Origin of the sequence: Nocardia aobensis NBRC 100429 (genome assembly GCF_000308375.1) — a bacterium.
In the GTDB taxonomy this organism is placed as follows: Bacteria; Actinomycetota; Actinomycetes; order Mycobacteriales; family Mycobacteriaceae; genus Nocardia; species Nocardia aobensis.
The window spans coordinates 12,434-35,440 of the sequence record NZ_BAFQ01000010.1 but is presented as its reverse complement, the minus strand read 5'-3'; the positions used below and the strand labels follow the sequence as shown (position 1 = coordinate 35,440).

Here is a 23,007-nt window from a genome sequence, read left to right as displayed (position 1 = left end):
CGGGCCGCCCGTAATCGGACGGCCCGTTCGAAGCGAACCTCGACAACGCAGTGTCAGCGCTGCGCGAGCAGAACTTCCGCGATCTGAATCGTGTTGAGCGCGGCGCCCTTTCGCAGGTTGTCACCGGAGACGAACAGCGCCAGGCCGCGCCCCTCCGGCACGCCCGGATCCTGGCGGATCCGGCCGACCAGCGACTCGTCCTTACCGGCGGCCTCCAGCGGCGTCGGGACGTCGACCAGTTTCACACCGGGCGCATCGGCGAGCAGTTCCTTCGCCCGCTCCACCGAGAGCGGCCGCGCGAATTCGGCATTGATCGACAACGAATGCCCGGTGAAGACCGGCACGCGCACACAGGTGCCGCTGACCAGCAGCTCCGGCAGGCCGAGAATCTTGCGACTCTCGTTGCGCAGCTTCTGATCCTCGTCCGTTTCACCGGAACCGTCGTCGACGAGCGAACCCGCCAGCGGCAGCACATTGAACGCGATCGGCGCGACGTATTTGTTCGGAGCCGGGAACCGCACGGCACCGCCGTCGTGGGTGAGCTTCTCGGCATCCCCGATCACCGCGCGGGCCTGGCCGGCCAGCTCCTCGACACCGGCCAGTCCACTGCCGGAGACGGCCTGGTAGCTGGAGACGATCAGCCGCTGAAGTCCCGCCTCCTCGTGCAGGGGCTTGAGGACCGGCATGGCGGCCATCGTGGTGCAGTTGGGGTTGGCGATGATGCCCTTGACCAGGTTGCGGGTCTGTTCGGGATTCACCTCGCTGACCACCAGCGGCACCTCGGGGTCCTTGCGCCATGCCGAGGAGTTGTCGATGACGGTCACCCCCGCCGCCGCGAACCGCGGCGCCTGCACCCGCGACATGGTGGCGCCGGCCGAGAACAGGGCGATATCCAGTCCGGACGGATCGGCGGTCTCGGTGTCCTCGACCACGATCTCGCCGCCACGCCAGGGCAGCTTCTTGCCCGCCGAACGCGAGGAGGCGAAGAATCGCACCTCGTCGGCCGGAAAGTCGCGCTCCTCCAGCAGTTTTCGCATCACGGCGCCGACCTGCCCGGTCGCGCCGACCACACCTACGCGTACGCCCACAGTTATCGCCCCGATCCCGCGTGCACGACCGCGACCTCGTCGCCGCCGAGGTCGAACGCCTTGTGCAACACCTGCACGGCGCCGTCCAGCTCGGTGTCCTTGACCAGCACGGAAATGCGGATCTCGGAGGTGGAGATCAGGTCGATGTTGATTCCGGCCTTGGCCAGCGCCTCACAGAAGGTGGCGGTGACGCCGGGGTGGCTCTTCATCCCCGCGCCGACCAGCGACACCTTGCCGATGTGGTCGTCGTAGAGAACCTGGCTGAAGCCCAGCTCGCCCTGACGCTTGGTCAGGAACTCCACCGCGCGCGGCCCGTCGGACCTGGGCAGGGTGAAGGTGATGTCGGTCTTGCCCGTCTCGACCTTGGAGATGTTCTGCAACACCATGTCGATGTTGATCTCGGCGTCGGCGATGGCCCGGAAAACCTTGGCCGCGTAGCCCGGCTCGTCCGGCAGGGCCACCACGGTCACCTTGGCCTCGCTGCGATCGTGCGCGACGCCGGTGAGAATTGCGTCCTCCAAGGGGATGTCCTCCATCGATCCGTAGATATAGGTGCCCTTGCGGTCGGTATAGGACGACCGCACGTGCACCGGAACGTTGTAGCGGCGGGCGTATTCGACGCAGCGCAGCATCAGCACCTTGGCGCCGGTGGCGGCGAGTTCGAGCATCTCCTCGAAGCTCACCTGTTCCAGCTTCTGCGCATCCGGCACGATCCGCGGATCGGCGGTGAACACGCCGTCGACATCGGTGTAGATCTCGCAGACGTCGGCCTCCAGCGCGGCGGCCAGCGCGACCGCGGTGGTGTCGGAGCCGCCGCGGCCCAGCGTGGTGATGTCGCGGCTGTCCTGCGAGACGCCCTGGAAGCCCGCGACCAGCACGATCAAACCCTCGTCGAGGGCATCGCGAACCCGGGACGGGGTCACGTCGATGATGCGGGCGTTGCCGTGGGTGCCGGTGGTGATGACTCCCGCCTGGGAGCCGGTGAACGACCGCGCTTCGGCGCCGAGCGAGTGAATCGCCATGGCCACCAACGCATTCGAGATACGCTCACCGGAGGTCAGCAGCATGTCGAGTTCGCGGGCCGGCGGCGCGGGCGCCACCTGCTGGGCCAGGTCGAGCAGTTCGTCGGTGGTGTCACCCATGGCCGAGCACACGACGACCACGTCGTGCCCCTGCTTCTTCGTCTCGACGATCCGCTCAGCGACGCGCCGGATTCGCTCGGCAGACTCGAGCGAAGATCCTCCGTACTTCTGAACGACGAGAGCCACAGTGGGGTCCTCCAAGATCGACTAGCTGCTGTTACAGCCAATAAGACTACCGATCGGAGTCCGCTCGGTGGTCGGCTACCTCCGAGCGGCAACCGGGAGCCGGCGGGTTCGACCACCGAATTCGCTACCCGGACCAGCGGCGATCCCGTCCCGGGACGGCGCGGCGGGGCACGGCCGCGACGGCAGAGCTCTTGCGGGGCATCGGAATCGGCGCGAACAGCCTCGTTCATCAGCGGTTTTCCGGATCCGCCGGAGCCCGTGACCCGATCCCGCCCGAACAGCCGGCGTACCGGTGTGAGTAATCACACCGACCGGTTTAGCACCCGGTCGGCGAACCCCTTCCCGCGAGTTCCCGGTGTACCTCGCGGCGAAAGCGCACGATGGGCCTATGAAGAGCATCGAGATCGAGCTGCACACCGGTGATCGCGAGGTCGTCCACGACCTCACCCCGCAGTGCGCCACGTTTCTGCGCGAGGCCGGCGGCGGCGACGGACTGCTGCACGTCTTCGTCCCGCACGCCACCGCCGGCGTGGCCCTGATAGAGCTCGGCGCGGGCAGCGACGACGATCTGCTGCGCGCCCTGCGCGATCTGCTGCCGGCCGACGATCGCTGGCGCCACGCCCACGGCTCGCGCGGGCACGGCCGCTCGCACGTCATGCCCGCGCTGATCGCCCCGTACGCCACCGTGCCGGTGCTGGGCGGCGAGCTGACGCTCGGCACCTGGCAGTCCATCGCCTTCGTGGACCTCAACGTCGACAACCCGATCCGCCGGGTGCGCCTGTCCTTCCTGCGCGATGCCGGGTGATCCTGCTCAGCCGCGCTCGAACCAGGTGACCTGGGCACCGTTGCCGAATTCCTGCCGCCGGACCGGCCGGAAGGCGGTCGGCGAGAAGTTGCCCGACACCACCGAGATCCCGGCGCCGAGCAGCACGGGATAGCTCTTGATGATCACCTCGTCGATCTCGTCGATCAGGGCGCCGGCGAGTGTGCCGCCGCCGCACAACCAGACGTCCTTGCCGTCCTGCTGCTTCAACTTCCGCACCAGCGCGACCGGATCGTCGGCCACGACCTCGACATTCGGATCGTCCACCGGGTCCAGGGTGGTCGAGACGACGTACTGCTTCATATGCGCGTACGGGCTGGTGATACCGATCTCCAGCGCGGGTTCGTAGGTCCCGCGCCCCATGATCAGCGTGTCCCATTCCCGATTCGGAGTGTCCACCGGCAGATTCACGTGCGGGCGGATATGGGTGGGCACCACCTCCGGATACCGCTCGTTGAACCAGTCCGACATCTCCTGGGACACGGGATAGATGTCGAACTCGCCGCCCGGGCCGGCGATATAGCCGTCGAGGGAGACGCCGACGTAGTAGACGAGCTTTCGCATACCGATACCGCCTTGATTGTTGCACTCTGACTGTAGTGGTTAAAACGTAGTACTACAGCCGCAGTGGTGTCAAGTGGGGTGGCAGGTTTGCCGCGCGCCGGTTCCGGGGATCGCTGAGAGCGGGCGATTTCGCACGACGGGGAACTGCGGCATCGACTTGTGAGCAGTATCACATCGAACGATAATGGCGGTCATGCAGGCGCATGTAGGCGATCACATCCTCGTCCACAGCAATGCTGTGGGAATGCCCGAACGCACCGGCGAAATCATCGAGGCGCGCGGCAGCGACGGCGCCCCGCCCTACGTCGTACGGTTCGAGGACGGACACGAAAGTCTGGTCTTTCCGGGGCCCGACTGGGAGGTCCTCCACCACCGGTAGCTGTGCGGACGAGCAACGTCAAGCCCCCTTTCCCACCCGGGGGCAGTCCCTCTTCGGGCAAGTCACCGCTCACCCGGCAATCGCCGGGCCACCGACGCGGCGCGCCGGCGCCGAGTACGCCGCCGATCCGCCCCGGCAGCGCGACCGCAAACGCGGCACGCCCGACCGAACCTAATCAGACTGGTCGGTCTCTGTAACTCGAGGAACAGACCACACGGTTGACGACCGCGTGTGACGGCGGAGACAATCGGCCGAAGCAGTGGAGGGCAAGACATGCGCACGAAGACCGATCACCGATTCATCATCGATGTCGAACCCGATCAGGTTCAGGAAGCATTGCTGGCCGTCGAGCGGATTCCGGAATGGTCGCCCGCGCATCGAGATGTGCGCGTCGCGACCCGCGACGAATTCGACCGTCCCCGCCGCGTCTACGCCACGGTGACGACCCTCAACAACTCCGACCGTCAGGTCCTCGAGTACAACTGCACCCCGGAACGCATCTCCTGGGAAGTGGTGGAGAGCGCCGCCGGTGGCGGCGGCAAGGGCTGGTTCGACATCGAGGAGACCGACGAGGGCACCGAGGTCTGGTACCACTCCGAGGTGTATCTGCCGATCCCCGTTCCCGGTCTGCTGCTCAAGCGCACGCTGTCGCGGGCCAACGACGAGGCCGTGCAGAACCTCATCGAGTACATCGAAAAATTTCCCTTCGGCGAGAACTACGAGGTCGGCTGACCGAGAAGTTCGCCGTCGCGGGCGCTGACGTCGGCTTCCTGCCACGATGTGCGAATGACCGGTGTCAGACGCACACGCATTCAAGCGGTCACCGAGGACGCCTCGGTAACCCAGCTGGAACTCTTCTTCGACCTCGTCCTGGTTTTCGCCTTCACCCAGGTGACCGATCTGGCCGCCCACGACGTCACCGCGCTCAACATGCTGCGGGCCGTGCTGGTGCTCGCGGTGATGTGGTGGGTGTGGATCGCCTACGCCTGGCTGGGCAATGTGGTGAAGGCCGACGAGGGGCTGGCCCGGGTGGCGATGTTCGCGGCCATGGGCGCCGGACTCATCGTGGCCGAGGTGATTCCCGAGGCGTTCCACGACATGCCGGGCGGCTGGTACGGACCGCTCGTGTTCGCCATCGGATATCTCGTGATACGGCTGGTCCATCTGGGGATGTTCTGGCTGGCCAGTACCGAGGACCGGCAATTGCGCGGCCAGGTCGGCCGCTGGGCGGGCGGCTCGATCACCATCGGAACCACACTGCTGATCGTGGCGGCCGTCGAACACGGCACGGTGCAGATCGTGCTGTGGATCGCGGCCATCGCCGGCGATATGGTCTGGACCTTCTTCGCCGGTAACGACTGGCGCGTGAATTCGGCCTCGCACTTCGCCGAGCGGCACGGCCTGATCGTGATCGTCGCGCTGGGTGAATCGATCGTCTCCATCGGCGTCGGCGTGGCCGGGCTGCCGATCTCGTGGCCGATCACCGTGGGATCGCTGCTGGCACTGGCGGTTTCGGGCCTGCTGTGGTGGGCCTACTTCGACGTCGCCGCGACCGTCGTGGAACGCGCGATGACCGAGGCCTCGGGTCCGCGCCGGATCCGGATCGCGCGCAATTGCTACACCTTTCTGCACTTCCCGATGGTGGCCGGCATCGTCGCCATGTCGCTCGGATTGAAGAAGACGCTGAACTATCTCGGTGGCGCGGCCGGCCATACCCTGCACGATCGGCTGCACGGCATTCCCCTGTTCGCGCTCTACGGCGGCGTAGTGCTGTACCTGCTGGCACTGGTCTGGTTCCGGCACTACGCGACCCGGGTGGTGCTGTGGCCGCGCCTGGTCACCGCGGCGGTGCTGATCGCTCTGGTTCCGATCGCCGGACAGCTGCCGGCGATGGCCGCACTGGGACTGCTGTGTGCCGTGCTCACCGTGCTGATCGTCTGGGAGACAGTGCGTTACGCGCAGCCCCGCGACGCGGTGCGGCACGCGCACTGACCGCCGAAGCGGACTAGCGCGGTGCGCGATCGGGCGACATACGCTGCTGGAGTTTGTGATCCACCGCCTCCGGCACGTGCCCGCCCTCGCGCACCGCGTCCCGCATCTGATTGATGTTCTCGCGCAACACATCTCCGACCAGTTCGTCGGTGCGCGGATCGGCCAGCACCTGGAAGACGATCCGGAAGCTGGTGTCGGCGATACCGCGGATGATCTCCTCGTGGAACGGCAGGTAGCGCACCCGCCCGACCGCCGGATCCTTCTTGATCAGCTCGAGGATCATGCCGTCGAGTTCGTCGCGGTTCTCCTCCAGCGCCGCGGCGATATTGTGGGTGTACCGCCCACGACGCAGCACATCGGCGACCTCCTCCAGCACGGCCATGGTGACCGGGCGCCGGACCGCGTCGACGATCACGCCGACCGATCGGTTCACCACCGCGGCGGTGACCCGGTCGCCGAAGGCCCGGTCGGCGACGCGGGCCAGCCGTACCAGAATCACGATGATGCGCAGCAGCCGGAAACCCCGGAAGAACGGGCTGGTCACCGGGATCATGCCCAGGACCTCGTACCAGTAGACGAACGGGAAGGTCCACGACCAGTCCGCCCGCCGCCAGCGCCAGAGGAATTCGAGGGCGAACACCGCGCAGATCGAAATGTCGACCACCACGATCACGTGATACGTGTGCTGCGGCACGGTGAAGAAGGTGATCCAGGTGACCAGAGCCACCGAAACCACGGCGAGCACCAGCATCAGCAGGTCGGTCCACAGCGCCGGCGGCTTGCGCGGATATCCCTCGGGCAACGATCCAGCCGGGTACTGCGCCACAACGGTCCCTTCCACATCGAACGGGTACCTGCCGAGAGTAGCGGCATCGGCGGCGCCGGGAAGCCGCCCCGAAGCCCGGGGCGGCGGGAATCAGCGCCCGGCGCGGATGATCGCCTCGACGTTGCGTTCGGCCAGCGCGGTGATCGTCAGCGACGGATTGGCCGCGCCCGTGCTGCCCGGGATCGCCGCGCCGTCGACCACGTAGAGCCCCGGGTAGCCGTTGACCCGGCCGTAGTTGTCGGTGGCCCGGCCCAGCACCGCACCGCCCAGGGGGTGGGCGGTGAACGGAGCATTGGCGTCGTAGCCGAGCACCTGATAGTCGAACAGCGCGCCCGACCGTTCGGCGATGCGCTGGTCGACCGCGCGGCAGGCGGCCACGATCCGATCCTGAGCCGCACGCGGCCAACTCAGGGCGGGGGCATTGCGCGCGGCGTCGTAGGTGATGCGCGTCCGGGTCGGATCGATCACCAGCCCGAGTGAGGCCAAGGCGCCGGTCTCCACCGGAATTCCGGGGATGTACCAGCTCTCCAGGGTCAACGGCATGCCGGATTCGTCGAAGATCCGGCTGGCGCTCGGCACGCCCTGCCCCAGCCCCGAGAGCCGGCTCTCACCGCGGGCCAGCGCGACGTCGCCGTTGGTGCCCCAGCCGTCGCCGACATGTTCGTCGAGGTTGGGCAGCGTGCCGGTGGCGCGGGCGCGAACCAGCAGTTCGGTGGTGCCGATGGATCCGGCGCCGAGGAACAGCTTGTCGCAGGTCAGAGTGCGGATGCCCAGGACCTTGCCGGTCGGGTCGATTTTCGAGACCTGGAGGACGTAGCGGTCACCGTCGCGGCCGATGTTGTCCACCCGATGTCCCGGAAACACCGACGAGCGGCCCGTGGCATGCGCGTACTTCAGATAGTTCTGGTTGAGGTCGAACTTCGCGCCGTTCGAGTTGCCGAGATTGCTGCGGGCCGCGGTGGCCGACGCGCGCGTGGCACCGGCCAATTCGGCGCGCACCGTATCCCATTTGAAGATGGACTCGTTGGGCACCGGCTCGTATCCGGCCGCGCGCACCTGATCGTCCCACATCCGGGAATGGGCGAACGGCGGCGAATTGTAGATGTCGGCCGGCATGACCGACAGGCGGAGCATCTGCCGCACGCGCGGATAGTAGGTGCGCTCCAATTCGGTGTAATCGACTGTGCCACCGAAGATCTCGTCGAAGTGCCGGCGCTCCGGAGCGATCATGCATCCGGAGAAGATCACCGATCCGCCACCCACGGCCGCGGCCCGCCACACATCGATCCCGTCGAATTCGGTGACATCGAGGACACCGCCGAAATCGGCGAAATGCATGGCGACCTTGGTGATGCCGGTGAAGCTGGTGCGATGCCAGAATCCGCGGCCGTCGGGCAGATCGTCGCCGGTGAAGATCTCTCGCCAGGGATCGTTCGGCCAGCGCGACCCGCGCTCCAGCACGGTATTGGCGATACCCGCCTCGGCCAGTCGCAGTGCCGCGACCGCGGCGCCGAAGCCGGATCCGATCACGATCGCCTCGGTATGCTCCGGCGGATCCGCGAGCGGCACGAAGATCTCCGACACCCAGTTGCGGAACATCCCGTCCCACGCCGGATCGGCGGTGGCTGTTCCGGTCTCGCGCAACGCGCCCGTGGCACCCAGCAAAACCGCAGCACCGGCCGCCTGTAAAAAGGCACGTCTCCGCACCGGCCACCTCCCTCATCACGCATGGCCGCGCGCGAGATTACCGCCGAACTTCCTATCTCTCAACAGGATCGGCGCCGGCGACCGCGCTGTTACATGCGCGATCGCTATATCACGTAGTAGAGGGACTCAGGCGCGCAGACGTTCGCGACGCAGCCGCTCGACCTCGGGCAGATCGAGCGGTTCCAGTTCGCGACCGCCGAGGGCCCGCGTGAGCAGGTGGTCGGCCAGTTCGGGGTTGCGGGCAAGTGCCGGGCCGTGCATGTAGGTGCCGAGCACCGAGCCCTGCACCACACCCTCGAGGCCGTCGCCCACACCGTTGCCGACGCCCTTGGTGACCCGGCCCAGTCCGGTCGCGTCCGCACCGAGAGTCGTTCCGCCCCGGTGATTCTCGAAGCCGGTCAGCGGCTGGGACAGGCCGGCGAGCAGCGGTGTGGTGGCGACCTCGCCGATGGACCGGACCCGCTGCGGCGCGGTAGTCACGTCGAACAGGCCGACACCGTCCACGCGCTCCCCCGCCGAGGTTTCGTACCAGCTGCCCAGCACCTGGATCGCGGCGCAGATGGCAAGTACCGGAACACCTTTCGCGGCCGCACGCTGCAGACCCGGATAACGCTGCAGATGCCTGGTCGCCAAGCGCTGCGCGGAGTCCTCGGCGCCGCCGAGGGTGTAGATGTCCAGCGTCTCCGGCACCGGGTCCGCGAGCGTGATCTCCACGATCTCGGCATCGATACCGCGCATACGCAGCCGCTGCCGCAGCACCAGCGCGTTGCCGCCGTCACCGTAGGTGCCCATCACATCGGGCAGCACCAGCCCGATGCGTACCGTCGATTCAGCCATCAGTGGTTTCCGTCCAGATCGCGATTCAAATCCCGGAAGGCGGTGTAGTTGGCGAGCACCTCGACCCGCCCGGGCGGACAGGAAGCGATGGCGCGCAACGGATTCGGCACGGTCGTGTGCTCGACACCGGCGTAGGTCAGCCGCACGCCCAGGTCGGTGGCGCGCTCGCCTGCCGCGACCACCTGAGTGCCTTCGAAGTGCTCGAAGCGCACATCCCACAGCCAGGACAGATCCTCGCCGTCGGGCACCTGGCCGTTGACCGCGATCACCAAACCCGTGGCGTCGGGGTCGATCATGGACAGCGCCTCCTGCCACCCGGCCGGATTCTTGGCCAGCAGCAGGCGCGCGGAGTGCTCACCCACCTGGACGGTGCGGTAGCGCCCCGCGATCTCGCGAACGGTTCCGGCGGCCTGCGCCGCGGTTTCCGCACGGCCGCCCAGCGCGACCGCCGCGGCCACCGCCTGTGCGGCGTTACCGCGATTGGCGCGCCCCGGAAGTGCAAGGTGCAAAGGCAGTTTCAGCCCGTCGGGCCCGCACAGATACTCCGCGTCGACCCACCACTGCGGATCGGGCCGATGGAAGTCGGCACCGGTGCTGCGCCAGTGGTTGCCCTCCCAGACGATCGGCTCGCCGCTGCGAGGGCAGCTGGTGGCGTCGACCGCCCAGCCGCTGCCCGCCGACACCCACACCACATTGGGATGGTCGTAGGCGATCGAGGTGATCAGCACGTCGTCACAGTTGGCGATCAGCACGGTGTCGGGATGGCGGGCCATACCCTCGCGCAGTTTGCGCTCGATCATGTTGATCTCGCCGACCCGGTCGAGCTGATCGCGGCTCAGATTCAGCAGCACCACCGCGGCCGGGTTCAGCGCATCGGCCACGTGCGGCAGATGCAGTTCGTCGACCTCGATGGCGGCCAGCGGCGCCGCGCGGTCCACACTGAGCGCGGCGACGATTCCGGCATCCATATTGGCCCCGTCGGCCTGGGTGACGACGCGGCCCAGTTCGGCCAGCGCGGCCGCGGTCATCCGGGTCGTCGTCGACTTGCCGTTGGTGCCGGTGACCAGCACCGTCCGCCGATCGCGGCCCAGCTGGGTCATGATGTCCGGGGCGATCTGCAGGGCGATCAGCCCGCCGATCATCGACCCCTTACCGCGTCCGGCCTTCTGCGAGGCCCACGACGCCGCTGCCGCCGCCCGCAGCGCCAGCCGTCCGCGCACCGAGATGTCTGCCACCACGCGAGTGTATTGGTGGACGGACACCCGTGTGCGACCGGCCGATGTGATCTGCGACCGGGAGCGGGAGGCGGTCAGTAGAGCATGCGCCGGTAGTTCTCCGGTGCGTAGTAGTCCCGCAGCTCTTCCAGCGATTCGGTGGTGTTGCGCTGTACCTCCTTCACCAGGACCGCGTGGCCGGGCAACGGATCCTCCGGCCAGCGTTCGGGCCGCCACAGCTCGCTGCGCAGCAACGCCTTGGCGCAGTGGTAGAAGATCTGCTCGATCGCCACCTCGATGGCGAGGATCGGCCGGTGCCCCTTGACCACCATGTCGTCGAAGTAGGGTGCGTCGCGCAGCAGCCGCGCCCGGCCGTTGATCCGCAGCGTCTCGTTGCGTCCGGGGATGAGGAAGAGCACACCGACGTGCGGATTGGACAGGATGTTGAAGTATCCGTCGCCCCGGCGGTTGCCCGGCCGCTCCGGGACGGCCAGCGTCCGGTCGTCGATCACGTGCACGAAGCCGGCCGGATCGCCCTTCGGGGAGGCATCGCAACGCCCGTCGGCGTCGCTGGTCGCGAGGATGGCGAACGGCGCGGTCGCGATCCACTCCCGATCGAGCGGATGCAGGCGCGTCCGCTCCTTCGTCGCGGCGCGCGGCGCCGGCTCACCGAGCAGTTCCCGAAGTTCGGCGGCGCTGGTGATCTCGCTCATCACCCCATTGAACGCGCGAGATCCGCCGCGCGCCACCTACATCGGGACGTCGAACATATTCGGCTGTCCGGCCGCGTAGCGCGCACTGTCGGCCTGGCGCAGCGGCTCCAGCTGCGGCGCCCGGTACAGCTGGAACAGCCGGCAGCGGGCGGCATTCGACCCGGCGACGTCCAGCAGCGCGTTCACCGCGGTGCGAGCAGCCTCGCAGGCACCTTCCATCGTCGCGAGATCGATGTTCGTGCGGACGTAATCGCCTGCGAGGAACAGGTTTTCCAGACCACCGTGCGCATTCGGGCGCGCCGCCCACGAACCGGCGGTGTTGATCAGCAGCGGATCGGCGTTGGTGTTGCGGTTCTGCGCGGCGTCCCAGCTCACGCCGGTATCCAGGAACCACGACACCAGATCCGAATCATCCAGCGCCGCACGTCCTTCCAGATGCCGCTGCAACTGCGCCCAGACCTCGCGGGCGATTTCGTCGTGGGTGCACTCGATCGCCGGCTTGCCGTACAGGATGCCCGGTGTATTCCAGTCCGAGATGTCGACCGACAGGCAATCCCGCACCGAACCGTCCCCGGATTCGGAAAGCCTTGTGCGCGACCAGAACTGATTCTGCGCGATGGAGGTGAGCGACCACGGGGAGTCGACATAGGCGGTATGGCCGCGCGCGATCTGGGTGGGACGGCGCAGATAGAACTGCATTCCGCTCATCCAGTTCACCACCAGGCCGTCCATGGCCGCCAATTCCGGCTGCACGGCGAGGATTTCCGGCGTCCACAGTGTGCGCGCGACCTCGACCGGCACCGCCAGCACGAAGTAGTCGGCGTCGACCGCCCGCTCGCCGCCGCCGACGGCCACCCGGGCGCCCGAGATGCGCCGATCGCGCACGTCGAGCCCGCGCAGTTCGGCGGTGTCGAAACGCACCCCCAGGCCGCGCAGATGGGCCACCCACGGGTCGATCCAGGCCTCGTTGGTCGGGCCGTTCAGCAGCCGGTCCAGCGGTCCGTCGTTACCGGTCTCCAGCGGATTGCCCAGGAACTGCTCGCCCATGGAACCGATGGTCCGGGTACTGGCGTGATCGTCCTTCGCCGCGACCAGCAGTGTGGTGAGGGTGCGCGACATCAGCATGCGGAATTCCTGTGAGCGACCGCGGGCGCCCACGAAATCGCGCCAGGCGAGTTTCTCCCACTCGCCGAAACGGCGATCGTCGCAACTGGTGTTGAAAACCAGGAGCCGATTGGCGAAATACGCCGCATCGGTCATCGGCATCTTCATCGAGGTGGAGATCACCGAGGCGACGGTCTGACGGAAATCGTCGGGGGTGGCCCACGGTTTTCCGGCGCGACCCATCGGCACGATGGTGTCGTCGGCGCCGGCGCGGGAGAATCGCGCCTCGGCGGCCGGGACCAGATTGTCCCAGACACCGTTGGCATTACCCGCGAACGGAATTCGCCGCATGGTGTCGGGAAGGTGGTGATAGAAACCGGGGAAGAATCGGAAACCGTGCTCGCCCGGCAGATCGGCACGGCCGCCGCGACCACTGTCCGGCACCGGAATGCTGCGCGCCTTACCGCCCAGCGCCCGGCGTTCGTAGACCGTGACGTCGAATCCGCGTTCGGCCAATTCGTGCGCCGCGGTCAGTCCGGCGACGCCGCCACCGAAAATCGCGACCCGCCGACCGGGATCGGCATTCGCACGAATCGGGCGCATCATGGCGCCCGCGGTTATCACACCCGCGCCGGCCGCCCCGCGAAGTACCGTCCTTCGCGAGACGGCCCCGTATTTCTCTGCCATCTATCGGGACCTCCACACCGCGGGTAACTGTATGCGGTGCGGCCGGGCTCTGTCTCGATCGGGGTGACAATTCGGCCGGGCAGCGATTCGGCGGGGAGAAATCCTCGCAAAACCGGTGCCCGGCGCGAATCAGTAGCCCTGCGGGCCCGGATAGTGCCCCTGCGGACCCGGATACTGGGTCTGCGGACCCGGGAACGGCGGCTGCGGGACGTGATATCCGAAATCGTCGGCGACCATGGCCGCCAATTCCAGCAGCGCCCGCCGGGTCGGCTTGCCGACCAGTTCCAGATCGATCTCCGCGCCCTCGGCGAGATGATCGTCGAACGGCACCACCTGCACCGCGCGGGTGCGGTCGAGGAACAGCTTGCGCAGCTGATCCAGGTCGACGGTCGAGGCGCCGCGGCGGGAGGCGTTGACCACCACCACGGTCCGCTCCACCAGCTTGCTGTAGCCGTGGTGCTCGAGCCAGTCCAGCGTCGCCGAGGCACTGCGCGCGCCGTCGATGGCCGGGGAGGTGACCAGGATCAGCGAACTCGCCATATCCAGCACACCGGCCATCGCCGAATGCATCAGGCCGGTACCGCAGTCGGTGAGAATGATGTTGTAGAACTGCTGCAGGATGCCGATCGCGCGCCGGTAGTCGGCCTCGCTGAAGGCCTCCGAAACGGCCGGATCCTGTTCGCTGGCAAGCACTTCCAGCCGGCTCGGCGCCTGCGAGGTGTGGGCCCGCACATCCGAGTAGCGGCCGATGTGCTGATCCTCGAGCAGATTGCGGACCGTCGAGCGGGTCTGGCGCGGCACCCGGTGGGCCAGGGTCCCGAGGTCGGGATTGGCGTCGATGGCGATGACGCGGTCACCACGCAGCGAGGCGAAGGTCGAACCCAAACCGACTGTGGTCGTGGTCTTTCCGACGCCGCCCTTGAGTGACAGGATGGCGATCCGGTAGTCGCCGCGCACCGGCTGATTCACCCGGTCCACCAGTTCGCGGTAGATCACATCGGCCGACGATTCGCCCGGATTGATGGCGCCACCGGTCACCTTGTGCACGGCGCGGCGCCAGCCGCTGCGCGGTGAACGCCGCGCCCGCTTGAGCAGATTCAGGTCGTTGACCGAACTGCCCGGCTGCACCGGCTGGGTCATGTGCTGCGGCTGGAACGTCGACTGCGGCGGCTGCTGCTGATACGCCTGCGGCAGTTGCTGTTGCGGCCCGGGGCCGCCCTGCCAGCCGCCCTGCTGCTGCGGTTGATACTGCTGGGGCTGCTGCGGCGGAGTCGAGGGCAGCGGCGGCGGCGCCCAGCTGAAGATCGGTCCGCCCGCATCGGCGTCCCCGCCCTGCTGCTCGGGACCGGGCGGGGCCTGCCGCTCGTCGAAGACCCGGCGGACCATGCCGTCGGCGCCGATCTCCTGGCGGATTTCACCGTACGGCGTTTCCTGGCGGACCTCGCCGTACCCCGGTCCCGGCTCACCGGCACCGGGCCGGAAACCGCCCTGCTCACCGGGATTGCCCTGCGCGGCGAAACCACCCGGATCACCCGGATTGCCGTGCGGCGCGAATCCACCCGCGTCACCCGGATTGCCGTGCGGCGCGAATCCACCTGGGTCACCGGGGTTTCCGTGCGACGGAAAACCGCCCTGCTCACCGGGGGGCGCGAAACCGTTCTGCTCGCCGGGGAATCCGCCCGGCGCGAAACCACCCTGTTCACCGGGATTTCCGGGAGGCGGGAAACCACCCTGCTCACCGGGGTATGCGGCCGGTGCGAAGCCCGGTTCGCCGGGGTGGCCGGGCGGCGCGAAACCGCCCTGCTCACCGGGGAATCCATTGGGCGCGAAACCATCCGGGCCGGGACCGCCCGCCCACGGCGGCGGGAATCCGTTCGGATCTCCCGGCGGGGCGAAAGGACCGCCATGGTCGTTCATCGGGAAGCCCGGCGGCGCGAAGCCCTGATTCGGCGGATACGGGTTCGCTCCCGGCGGCGCGAACGGGCCCGGTGCGAATCCCCCCTGCTCGGGCGGGGCGAAGCCGTCGGGCCCGAACTGCGGACCGGGTGCGAACGTGGTCTGCTCGATACCGTCGGGCACCGGCGGAATGATCCCGGACGCCGCGTGTTCGAATTCCGCGGATTCGTCGGCCGGTGCGCCGTTCGGTTCGGCGTCGGATGTCACGTTCGCCGTCCCGTCGGATGCCGTTGTGTCCGCGTCGGATTCGTCCTGCGACGGCAGCGAGGTCGGATTGTCCTGGTCGGCAGCTGTATCGCCCATTCCCTGCCCCTGCAACCAAGGCGGTGAAGTGGAGTTGTCGTTAGTCGTCACGTTTCCCCCATCTGCTCGACAGAGTTCGAGCAGAGAGCTCGCGGCCAATGCGCCACAACGCTAGCACGCTGGCCGAATACGAGTCCCCCGGTGAACAGGGGCCGCACCCCGTACCGGACGGGTTGCCGCAGAACACCGCCCACCGCCTTCCCGGCGGTGGGCGGTCCCGGCTGTCGAGCGGGGTGTGTGGATCAGCGAGTGCGCTGTGCGCGGTTCACCGCGGAGACGACCGCGCGCAGCGAGGCGGTGGTGATGGAGGTCGCGATGCCCACACCCCAGGTCACCTTGTCCCCGATCGCGCATTCGACGTAGGCGGCGGCCTGTGCGTCGTCACCGGAGGACATCGCGTGCTCGGAGTAGTCCAGTACCCGCACGTCGTAGCCGATGGTCGCCAGCGCGTCGACGAACGAGGCCAGCGGGCCGTTACCGGAACCGACGATCTCCTGTTCGGCCCCGTCCACCTTCACCACCGCGGTGATGGTGTCGGTGCCGGAATCGGTTTCGGCGGCCGACATCTTCTGCCGGATGCGCTCCAGCGGCAGAATCGGGTTCAGGTACTCGTCGGCGAAGACGTCCCACATCTCCTTGGGCGTGACCTCGCCGCCCTCGCCGTCGGTGATCTTCTGAATCGCCTGCGAGAACTCGATCTGCAACCGCCGCGGCAACACCAGCCCGTGGTCGGTCTTCATGATGTAGGCGACGCCGCCCTTGCCGGACTGCGAGTTCACCCGGATCACGGCCTCGTAGGTGCGGCCCACATCCTTGGGATCGATCGGCAGGTACGGAACCTCCCAGACGATGTCGTCGATATCGGAATCGGCGCCGTCCGCCGCGGCTTTCATGGCATCCAGGCCCTTGTTGATCGCGTCCTGGTGGCTGCCGGAGAAGGCGGTGTAGACCAGGTCGCCGCCGTAGGGGTGGCGCTCGTGCACCGGCAGCTGGTTGCAGTACTCGACCGTGCGGCGGATCTCGTCGATATCGGAGAAGTCGATCTGCGGATCCACACCGCGGGAGAACAGGTTCATCCCCAGGGTGACCAGACAGACGTTGCCGGTCCGCTCACCGTTGCCGAACAGGCAGCCCTCGATGCGGTCGGCGCCGGCCTGATAGCCCAGTTCGGCGGCCGCGACCGCGGTGCCGCGGTCGTTGTGCGGGTGCAGCGACAGCACGATCGAATCGCGGCGGGCCAGGTTGCGGCTCATCCACTCGATGGAATCGGCGTACACGTTCGGCGTCGCCATCTCGACCGTCGCCGGCAGGTTGATGATCAGCGGCTTGTCCGGGGTCGGCGCGATGATCTCCGAGACCGCGTCGCACACCTCGCGGGCGTAGTCCAGTTCGGTGCCGGTGTAGGACTCCGGGCTGTACTCGTAGCGCCAGTTGGTGTCCGGATAGCGCTGCTCGATCTCCAGGCACAACGTCGCGGCGTCGGTCGCGATCTTCTTCACCGCGTCGCGGTCGGCGCGGAACACCACGCGACGCTGCAGGATCGAGGTGGAGTTGTAGAAATGGACGATCACATTGGCGGCGCCCTGGCAGGCCTCGAAGGTGCGCTCGATCAGCTCGGGGCGGCACTGGGTCAGCACCTGGATGCTGACGTCGTCCGGAATCGCGCCGTCCTCGATGATCTCGCGGACGAAATCGAAGTCGGTCTGGCTGGCCGAGGGGAAGCCGACCTCGATCTCCTTGTATCCCATCCGCACCAGCAGGTCGAACATGCGGCGCTTGCGGGCCGGGCTCATCGGGTCGATCAGGGCCTGGTTGCCGTCGCGCAGGTCGACCGCGCACCAGCCGGGAGCCCGGTCCACGACCTGGTTCGGCCACGTGCGGTCGGGCAGCGTGATGGGCTCGACCTCCTCGGCGAAGGGCCGGTACCGGAAGGTCGGCATCGAGGAGTTCTTCTGCTGGTTCCACGCGGGCTGATCGGCGGGCGCGGGTTTGGACGGCGCGGTGATGGTGCGCGTACCGGATACGAAGGCGTCAGCGGGTGACATGGCGTTTCTCCGAGGGTGTGGGTGGGTGTCCCAAGTATGGGGTCGACCGGCACAGCTGAACCCCGCGACGGGAGCCGGTCCGATTCAGACCCCGTCGCGGCGGCCGAGGAGGAGTGCCCGCTGCATGATGTCGGCCAGTTTACAGGTCGGTCCGCGGCCGGGAAAAGGACCCTCGCCACACCCCCACGTAGCCTGGCCGGATGAGTTACGACCACGTGTTGCTCCCCGCGGGCATCGCCACCTCGCCCGATGCGGTGGAAACCTACCTGGCCGCACAGCAGGGACGGCCGCAGACCGACACCGTGGCGGCGATCGCGGCCGAGGTGAACCGGCGCAACGACGCGCTGCCGGAGGAGGAGGCGTTCCTCAGTGTCGCCACCGGCGGCGACGGCACCGGCGGCGCGCTGTACGTCGCCGCCCGCTACGACGCCATCGGCCACGTGCGCAACCTCCTGTTCGAACTCGCGACCCCGCGTGACTACGCGCTCTACGATCCGCAGCTGAACTGGCTGATCGATCCGACCGGTCGCATCGACGTCACCGTCACCCACGGCGGTGCGGGTGAATTCCCTTATCTCACCGAGCAGCTCGCGCACCGGTGGATCACCGAACTCGCGGAACCGAATCCGTACCTGATCGTGGAGCGCGCCGACCACCTCTACATCCAGACCTATCGCGACGAGCCCGGGCTGTACACGCTGGAATACCGCGACGGCGGCCCCGACCGGCATTTCGCGGTGCAGCTGGAGGACGGCGACCAGGTCGCCGCACTCGTCTGGGACTGGACCGCCGGGGAGCGCGGCCGCCTGGATGAGCTCGACTGGGAGGCGGTGACGTTCTGACGGAGACGTTCTGACGGAGACGTACTGACGGCCGTTGCGATCGGCGCCTCCGCGCCGTCAGAGCGTTCGGCGTCCCGACAGGGCGCGGCCCAGGGTCAGTTCGTCGGCGAATTCCAGGTCGCCGCCCATCGGCAGACCGGAGGCGAGCCGGGTGACCGACAGGCCCGGGAAATCCCGCAGCATCCGCACCAGATAGGTGGCCGTCGCCTCGCCCTCGGTATTGGGATCGGTGGCGATGATCACCTCGGTGACATCGACACCGTCCTCCTGATTTCCGATGCGCGCCAACAACTCTCGAATGCGCAGCTGATCCGGGCCGACCCCCGAGAGCGGATCCAGCGCACCGCCGAGCACGTGGTAGCGGCCGCGGAATTCGCGGGTGCGCTCGATGGCCTGGACGTCCTTGGGTTCCTCGACGACGCAGATCATGGTCCGGTCCCGGCGTGGGTCGGCGCAGATGCGGCACAGTTCTCCGTCGGAGACGGTGCCGCAGACCGCGCAGAACCGCACGCCGTCGCGCACCTTCTGCAGCGCCGACTGCAGCCGATCGATCTCCGGCGGCTCGACCGACAACAGATGGAAGGCGATGCGCTGGGCGCTCTTCGGACCGACGCCGGGCAGTTTCCCCAGTTCGTCGATCAGATCCTGGACCGGACCCTCATACACGGATTCGTCCTATCGGGCCGCTCAGAACGGCAGGCCGGGCACGGAACCGCCGCCCATGCCGCCGGCGAGCGGGCCCAGTTTCTCGGCGGCCAGCTGCTGCGCGTTGGCCATCGCGTTGTTGACCGCCCCGACGATCAGATCCTGCAGCGTCTCCACGTCTTCCGGATCGACCACCTTCGGATCGATCTGCAGCGACTGCACCTCGCCGCTGGCCTTGATCGTCACCCGCACCAGACCGCCGCCGGCCTCACCCGTCACATCGGTGGCGGCGATTTCGGCCTGCGCGGCCATCACCGCCTGCTGCATCTGCTGCGCCTGCGCGAGCAGGGCCTGCATATCGAGCTGTCCACCAGGCTCCACGGGGATGTCCTCTCTGCGGGATGCGGATGTGCACCAGCGTAGTCACGTTCGGATCCCGTCCGGTACCGGCCCGGTCCGGGCGCCTTTACCATCGGAACAGGGCCGGACGTCGGCACACGGGTCGGGCCAATCCGGTGGAGGCCGGTTATGTATCGGGATCAAGATCAACACATGTCTTCCGCATCTGCGCACACCCCATCCGCACCACCGCCGCGTCGCGGGCGGCGGAGTTCGGCACTGACGGCCGTCGTCGCGATCGCCGTTCTGGGCCTCGGGTCCGCCGTCCTGGCCCCGGCCGCCTCGGCGGATACCGATTACGGCGGTGGCTGCGTGCTCTACACCGACGATCCGGCGGCGACGATCGACGCGCTGCACAACCACTGTTCGGCCGAACAGCAGGATCAGATCTTCCGGGACGCACCTCGCGGCGACGTGCCGACCGGGGTGACCAACGGCTGGGTGACCCGCCCGCCGGTGATGGAGGCGGTGGCGCCGCCGTTCTGGATCGGCAAGAACTTCTACACCGGCCCCGACGGCGGCACCCTCACCAACCGCATCACCGCGGCCGGCATCGAGGGTTTCCCCGCCGACGTCTATTCCGGACCCGCCCGTCTGGACGGCCAACCGGCCTGGCTACTGGACTACCGCCCCTCGATCACACCCCAGATCCTCGACGAGATCCGCCAGGTGACCCCCGGTGTCTGGTTCGGTTACTCCTGGTGGAGAGGGTTCTTCCAGACCACGCTGCTGCTGACGTTCGCCCTCACCGAGCAGTAGGACTTGACTCTCCTGTTGCTGGAGGGTGTTCGCTTGTCCTCATGCCCGCGACAGTCTCCATAGGCGAGTTCTCCCGCCTCACCTATCTCAGCGTGAAAACGCTGCGGTACTACCACGAGATCGAGTTGCTCGAGCCGGTGTCGGTCGATCCCGGCTCGGGGTATCGGCGGTATTCGACCGCCCAGGTGGAGCAGGCGCATCTGATTCGCCGCCTGCGCGATCTCGATATGCCGATGCCGCAGATCCGCGCGGTCCTGGCCGCGCCGGATCGGTCGACCCGCGATGCCGCGCTGGCAGCGCATCTGGAGCGAATGGAAGCGGAGTTGCTGCGGACACGCGATGTGGTGGCATCGCTGCGCGCGCTGCTGTCACCCGGCGCGCCGATCGACGTGCGGTATCGCCTGGTTCCGGAGTTCACCGCCGTGACGATTCGCGCGCTGGTGTCGCGGGCGGAGATCGGTGAGTGGTGCGGTGCCGTGTTCCCCCGGCTGTACGACGTGCTCGCGGTCGCGGGGGTGGCCCCGGGCGGCCCGAGCGGGGCGACGTATTCGGCGGACTTCTTCGAGAACGAGATCGGCGAGGTGGTGGCGTTCGCGCCGCTGGCAGCGGATCCGGGCACCGCCTTCGACCGACACCGTGAGGTCGCGGTTCGCCGATTTCCGCAGCGCCGCTTCGCGATTGCGGTGCATGCCGGACCGTTCACCGACTTCGATCGCACCTACGGTGCGCTGGGTTCGCATGTGGCCGAACACGATACCGCGCTGAGCGAGCCGATTCGCGAGATCTACGTGGTCGGCCCGCAGGACTGCGCGGATCCCGCCGCGCAGCGCACCGAGGTCTGCTGGCCGATCGCATCGGCCTGATCGGGCGAACCGCGCGACACGCCTCGCGTATTCACGAATTTCCCACGAAGAGAGGATATTTCATGTCGATCAGTCTGGCCGCCGTCACCTTCGACTGCCGTGACGCCGCCACCTTGGCGAACTTCTACGCACAGCTGCTGGAGCGTCCGGTGGACCCGGAGGCCAACGAGTACTTCGCCTCGATCGGCCGCGGTGACGACGGCGATACGGCGCTGATGTTCATCCAGGTTCCCGACAAGACCCCGGGCAAGAACGTGGTCCACCTCGATCTGAGCGCACCGGACTGGCGCGCTCAGATCGAGCGGGCGGTCTCGCTGGGCGCCGAACACATCGGCGATTTCGACGAATACGGCGTGCGATGGGTCACCCTCGCCGACCCCGAGGGCAACCTGTTCGACATCGCCCACCAGCACTGACCGAAGCGACCGAAGATAGCGGTCACCCAGTCCGTGCACCCCAATGGTCTCGGCCCGCCTCGATTTTGGACTGACAGAGCGAGGGAGCGCAGCGACTGAGCGGAGGAGGGAAAAATCGAGGCCCAAGGGGCCGAGACCCGCCGGAGCGAAGCGGAGGCCGAAGGTTCAGCTCAACTCGCGCTTCAGGTTTTCCAGAACCTCGGCCTGGATCTTCTTCAGGCCGAGCGGGGCGAAGATGCCCTCGAAGAAGCCGGGGACGCCGCCCGCACCCTTCCAGCTGGTGCGAACCGTCACCTGCGAACCCTCACCCGAGGGGGTGACGGTCCAGGTGGTGACCAGCGTGGAATTCGAATCCCGTTCGGTCACCATCGAATCGGAGACCGAGACGACCGCGTGGACGTTGCGGGAGCGCTTCTGCGTCGCCTGCAGCGTCCATTCGGCGACGGTTCCGGCGCCCTTTCCGCCTTCGAGCACCTTGTAGTCGTGGTAGTGCGAAGACAGGATGCGGGGGCGCACATCCTGATAGTCCGCGATCGCTTCCAGCGCACGCTGCGGTTCCGCAGCGACGACGGTCGAGCTGGATGCACTGACCTGTCCCACAATGAGCTCCTAGTCGATCCGGGGTCGTTCGGGTTTATTCGAGCCGTTCTGCGGGGCTATGCTACGCCGCGTCCGGTGCAGTTCCGGACCGGCAGACGCGGTTTCGCTCTGCCCGCAGCTACGCCCGGGGGGATGAGGTGTCGAACGTCGCTATCGGCGCGCGCCGTGTCAAGAATGTGCTCAAGTGGGTCGGCGTGATGGTCGTCGGCGTCGTCATGATCGTCGGCGCGATCACGATGCTGAACAGTCACGGCAGGGTCGACTGCGGCGGTGAGACCATGCGGTCCGGGGACCAGTGCGTCGAGGTGGGCAAACACGGCCACCGCACCACCCGCTCGATGGACGAGCAGGCGTCGGACAACACCCGGACCGGTTGGCTGCTGCTCGGCTTCGGCGTGTTGATGATCGTCGGCGGGGGCGCGTTCCTGGCCGGAGAACTGCGCCGCTCGGGCGGTCTCGGCACCAAGACCGGTATGCGGGTGGTACCGAACCCGGCCGCCTATCCCCCCGGCGGTTCCGCGTATCCGGTGACGCATTCCACGCCGCCCGGCGCGCCCGCATATCCGGGCGTCGCGAATGGGGGGCAACCGCCCGCGAATCCGGCGGCCGGCCGGTCTGCTCCCGGCTATCCGTCCGGTGCGAGCGGATATCCTGCGCCCGGTTACGCTCCGGCGGGAACCGGCTATCCTCCGCCGCCACCGGGGTATCCAGCCCACTCGGGCGCGTCGGGTCACGCGGAATACCTTTCTGCCGCACCGCATTTCGTGCCGAGCGGGCCGGCGGGGAGCTACCCTCCGGCGCCACCCGGTTATCCGCCGGCCGGCCCGGATGGGATGCGCCCCGGCTATCCGTCGCGCTGAGCTGCGTCGCACCGAACTCGAGCCATCGCTCTGTCTGTCGCACCGCGCACTCCCGGCCGAGCGTAGCGACCGGCATCGGCGACGGGCACGGTCCACGATCATCGGCGCTCGAATACG

At 67.8% G+C, this 23,007-nt stretch carries 23 protein-coding genes; 9 read left to right on the top strand and 14 right to left on the bottom strand.

Annotation, left to right across the window (positions count from 1 at the left end; genetic code table 11):
* Positions 1-53: 53 nt before the first annotated feature.
* Together RJ03_RS01460 and RJ03_RS01455 are read right to left on the bottom strand one after the other, a co-directional pair.
* Positions 54-1,088, bottom strand: a complete 1,035-nt coding sequence (locus RJ03_RS01460) for an aspartate-semialdehyde dehydrogenase (protein WP_036497292.1) — start codon at positions 1,086-1,088, stop codon at positions 54-56.
* A 2-nt stretch (positions 1,089-1,090) separates the two neighbouring features.
* The gene (locus RJ03_RS01455) at positions 1,091-2,356 is read right to left on the bottom strand and encodes an aspartate kinase (protein ID WP_036497291.1); all 1,266 of its coding nucleotides are present in this window, start codon (positions 2,354-2,356) and stop codon (positions 1,091-1,093) included.
* Between the two features lie 388 nt (positions 2,357-2,744).
* Between RJ03_RS01455 and RJ03_RS01450 the strand changes: the two genes are divergently transcribed.
* The gene (locus RJ03_RS01450) at positions 2,745-3,161 is read left to right on the top strand and encodes a secondary thiamine-phosphate synthase enzyme YjbQ (protein ID WP_030516482.1); all 417 of its coding nucleotides are present in this window, start codon (positions 2,745-2,747) and stop codon (positions 3,159-3,161) included.
* A 6-nt stretch (positions 3,162-3,167) separates the two neighbouring features.
* Here the strand turns inward: RJ03_RS01450 and RJ03_RS01445 are convergent, their stop codons facing one another.
* Positions 3,168-3,743 carry a dihydrofolate reductase family protein gene (locus RJ03_RS01445; protein ID WP_036497289.1) on the bottom strand — a complete coding sequence of 192 codons (576 nt, stop codon included), beginning with the start codon at positions 3,741-3,743 and terminating at the stop codon, positions 3,168-3,170.
* 193 nt (positions 3,744-3,936) lie between these two features.
* Between RJ03_RS01445 and RJ03_RS01440 the strand changes: the two genes are divergently transcribed.
* The 3 genes from RJ03_RS01440 to RJ03_RS01430 all read left to right on the top strand — a co-directional run bounded on the left by RJ03_RS01440 (position 3,937) and on the right by RJ03_RS01430 (position 6,114).
* Positions 3,937-4,122 carry a DUF1918 domain-containing protein gene (locus RJ03_RS01440; RefSeq protein ID WP_036497343.1) on the top strand — a complete coding sequence of 62 codons (186 nt, stop codon included), beginning with the start codon at positions 3,937-3,939 and terminating at the stop codon, positions 4,120-4,122.
* Positions 4,123-4,395: 273 nt separating this feature from the next.
* Positions 4,396-4,854: an SRPBCC family protein gene (locus RJ03_RS01435; protein ID WP_036497288.1), complete on the top strand. Its 459-nt coding sequence runs from the start codon at positions 4,396-4,398 to the stop codon at positions 4,852-4,854.
* A 54-nt stretch (positions 4,855-4,908) separates the two neighbouring features.
* A complete protein-coding gene (locus tag RJ03_RS01430; RefSeq protein ID WP_036497286.1) occupies positions 4,909-6,114 on the top strand; it encodes a low temperature requirement protein A in 1,206 nt (401 codons plus the stop codon).
* 13 nt (positions 6,115-6,127) lie between these two features.
* Here RJ03_RS01430 and RJ03_RS01425 read toward each other — a convergent pair whose 3' ends face one another.
* The 8 genes from RJ03_RS01425 to leuA form a co-directional block, all read right to left on the bottom strand.
* Positions 6,128-6,955, bottom strand: a complete 828-nt coding sequence (locus RJ03_RS01425; RefSeq protein ID WP_051024121.1) for a hypothetical protein — start codon at positions 6,953-6,955, stop codon at positions 6,128-6,130.
* 75 nt (positions 6,956-7,030) lie between these two features.
* Positions 7,031-8,647: a GMC oxidoreductase gene (locus RJ03_RS01420; RefSeq protein WP_036497285.1), complete on the bottom strand. Its 1,617-nt coding sequence runs from the start codon at positions 8,645-8,647 to the stop codon at positions 7,031-7,033.
* A 126-nt stretch (positions 8,648-8,773) separates the two neighbouring features.
* Entirely contained in the window at positions 8,774-9,484 is a 711-nt protein-coding gene (locus RJ03_RS01415; RefSeq protein WP_036497284.1) for a type 1 glutamine amidotransferase, read from the bottom strand.
* The gene (locus RJ03_RS01410) at positions 9,484-10,719 is read right to left on the bottom strand and encodes a Mur ligase family protein (RefSeq protein ID WP_036497339.1); all 1,236 of its coding nucleotides are present in this window, start codon (positions 10,717-10,719) and stop codon (positions 9,484-9,486) included. The genes RJ03_RS01415 and RJ03_RS01410 overlap by 1 nt, the downstream gene beginning before the upstream one ends.
* Positions 10,720-10,793: 74 nt before the next feature.
* Positions 10,794-11,411, bottom strand: a complete 618-nt coding sequence (locus tag RJ03_RS01405) for a pyridoxamine 5'-phosphate oxidase family protein (RefSeq protein ID WP_036497338.1) — start codon at positions 11,409-11,411, stop codon at positions 10,794-10,796.
* Between the two features lie 36 nt (positions 11,412-11,447).
* Positions 11,448-13,202, bottom strand: a complete 1,755-nt coding sequence (locus tag RJ03_RS01400) for a hydroxysqualene dehydroxylase (protein ID WP_036497283.1) — start codon at positions 13,200-13,202, stop codon at positions 11,448-11,450.
* A gap of 129 nt (positions 13,203-13,331) precedes the next feature.
* Complete coding sequence (locus RJ03_RS38240; RefSeq protein WP_245552155.1) at positions 13,332-15,461, bottom strand: nucleotide-binding protein; 2,130 nt, start codon at positions 15,459-15,461, stop codon at positions 13,332-13,334.
* Positions 15,462-15,703: 242 nt separating this feature from the next.
* Positions 15,704-17,506 carry a 2-isopropylmalate synthase gene (gene leuA, locus RJ03_RS01390; RefSeq protein ID WP_036497282.1) on the bottom strand — a complete coding sequence of 601 codons (1,803 nt, stop codon included), beginning with the start codon at positions 17,504-17,506 and terminating at the stop codon, positions 15,704-15,706.
* 200 nt (positions 17,507-17,706) lie between these two features.
* Here leuA and RJ03_RS01385 point away from each other — a divergent pair, with 200 nt between their 5' ends.
* Positions 17,707-18,348, top strand: coding sequence for a hypothetical protein (locus RJ03_RS01385; RefSeq protein WP_036497280.1), 642 nt, complete (start codon positions 17,707-17,709; stop codon positions 18,346-18,348).
* A 57-nt stretch (positions 18,349-18,405) separates the two neighbouring features.
* On the opposite strand, the gene recR is transcribed toward RJ03_RS01385, so the two are convergent.
* On the bottom strand, positions 18,406-19,014 hold the full coding sequence (recR, locus tag RJ03_RS01380) for a recombination mediator RecR (protein ID WP_030516496.1): 609 nt from the start codon (positions 19,012-19,014) through the stop codon (positions 18,406-18,408).
* 21 nt (positions 19,015-19,035) lie between these two features.
* The gene (locus tag RJ03_RS01375; protein ID WP_083870525.1) at positions 19,036-19,374 is read right to left on the bottom strand and encodes a YbaB/EbfC family nucleoid-associated protein; all 339 of its coding nucleotides are present in this window, start codon (positions 19,372-19,374) and stop codon (positions 19,036-19,038) included.
* A gap of 171 nt (positions 19,375-19,545) precedes the next feature.
* Between RJ03_RS01375 and RJ03_RS01370 the strand changes: the two genes are divergently transcribed.
* The 3 genes from RJ03_RS01370 (at position 19,546) to RJ03_RS01360 (ending at position 21,430) form a co-directional block, all read left to right on the top strand.
* Positions 19,546-20,151, top strand: coding sequence for a hypothetical protein (locus RJ03_RS01370; protein WP_051024119.1), 606 nt, complete (start codon positions 19,546-19,548; stop codon positions 20,149-20,151).
* Between the two features lie 41 nt (positions 20,152-20,192).
* Positions 20,193-21,014 (top strand): MerR family transcriptional regulator, encoded by an 822-nt coding sequence (locus RJ03_RS01365; protein ID WP_036497277.1) that lies wholly within the window; start codon positions 20,193-20,195, stop codon positions 21,012-21,014.
* A 62-nt stretch (positions 21,015-21,076) separates the two neighbouring features.
* The gene (locus tag RJ03_RS01360) at positions 21,077-21,430 is read left to right on the top strand and encodes a VOC family protein (RefSeq protein WP_036497276.1); all 354 of its coding nucleotides are present in this window, start codon (positions 21,077-21,079) and stop codon (positions 21,428-21,430) included.
* Positions 21,431-21,595: 165 nt separating this feature from the next.
* Here RJ03_RS01360 and RJ03_RS01355 read toward each other — a convergent pair whose 3' ends face one another.
* Complete coding sequence (locus tag RJ03_RS01355) at positions 21,596-22,030, bottom strand: SRPBCC family protein (protein ID WP_036497274.1); 435 nt, start codon at positions 22,028-22,030, stop codon at positions 21,596-21,598.
* A gap of 137 nt (positions 22,031-22,167) precedes the next feature.
* Between RJ03_RS01355 and RJ03_RS01350 the strand changes: the two genes are divergently transcribed.
* The gene (locus RJ03_RS01350; RefSeq protein ID WP_036497273.1) at positions 22,168-22,890 is read left to right on the top strand and encodes a hypothetical protein; all 723 of its coding nucleotides are present in this window, start codon (positions 22,168-22,170) and stop codon (positions 22,888-22,890) included.
* Positions 22,891-23,007: the final 117 nt, after the last annotated feature.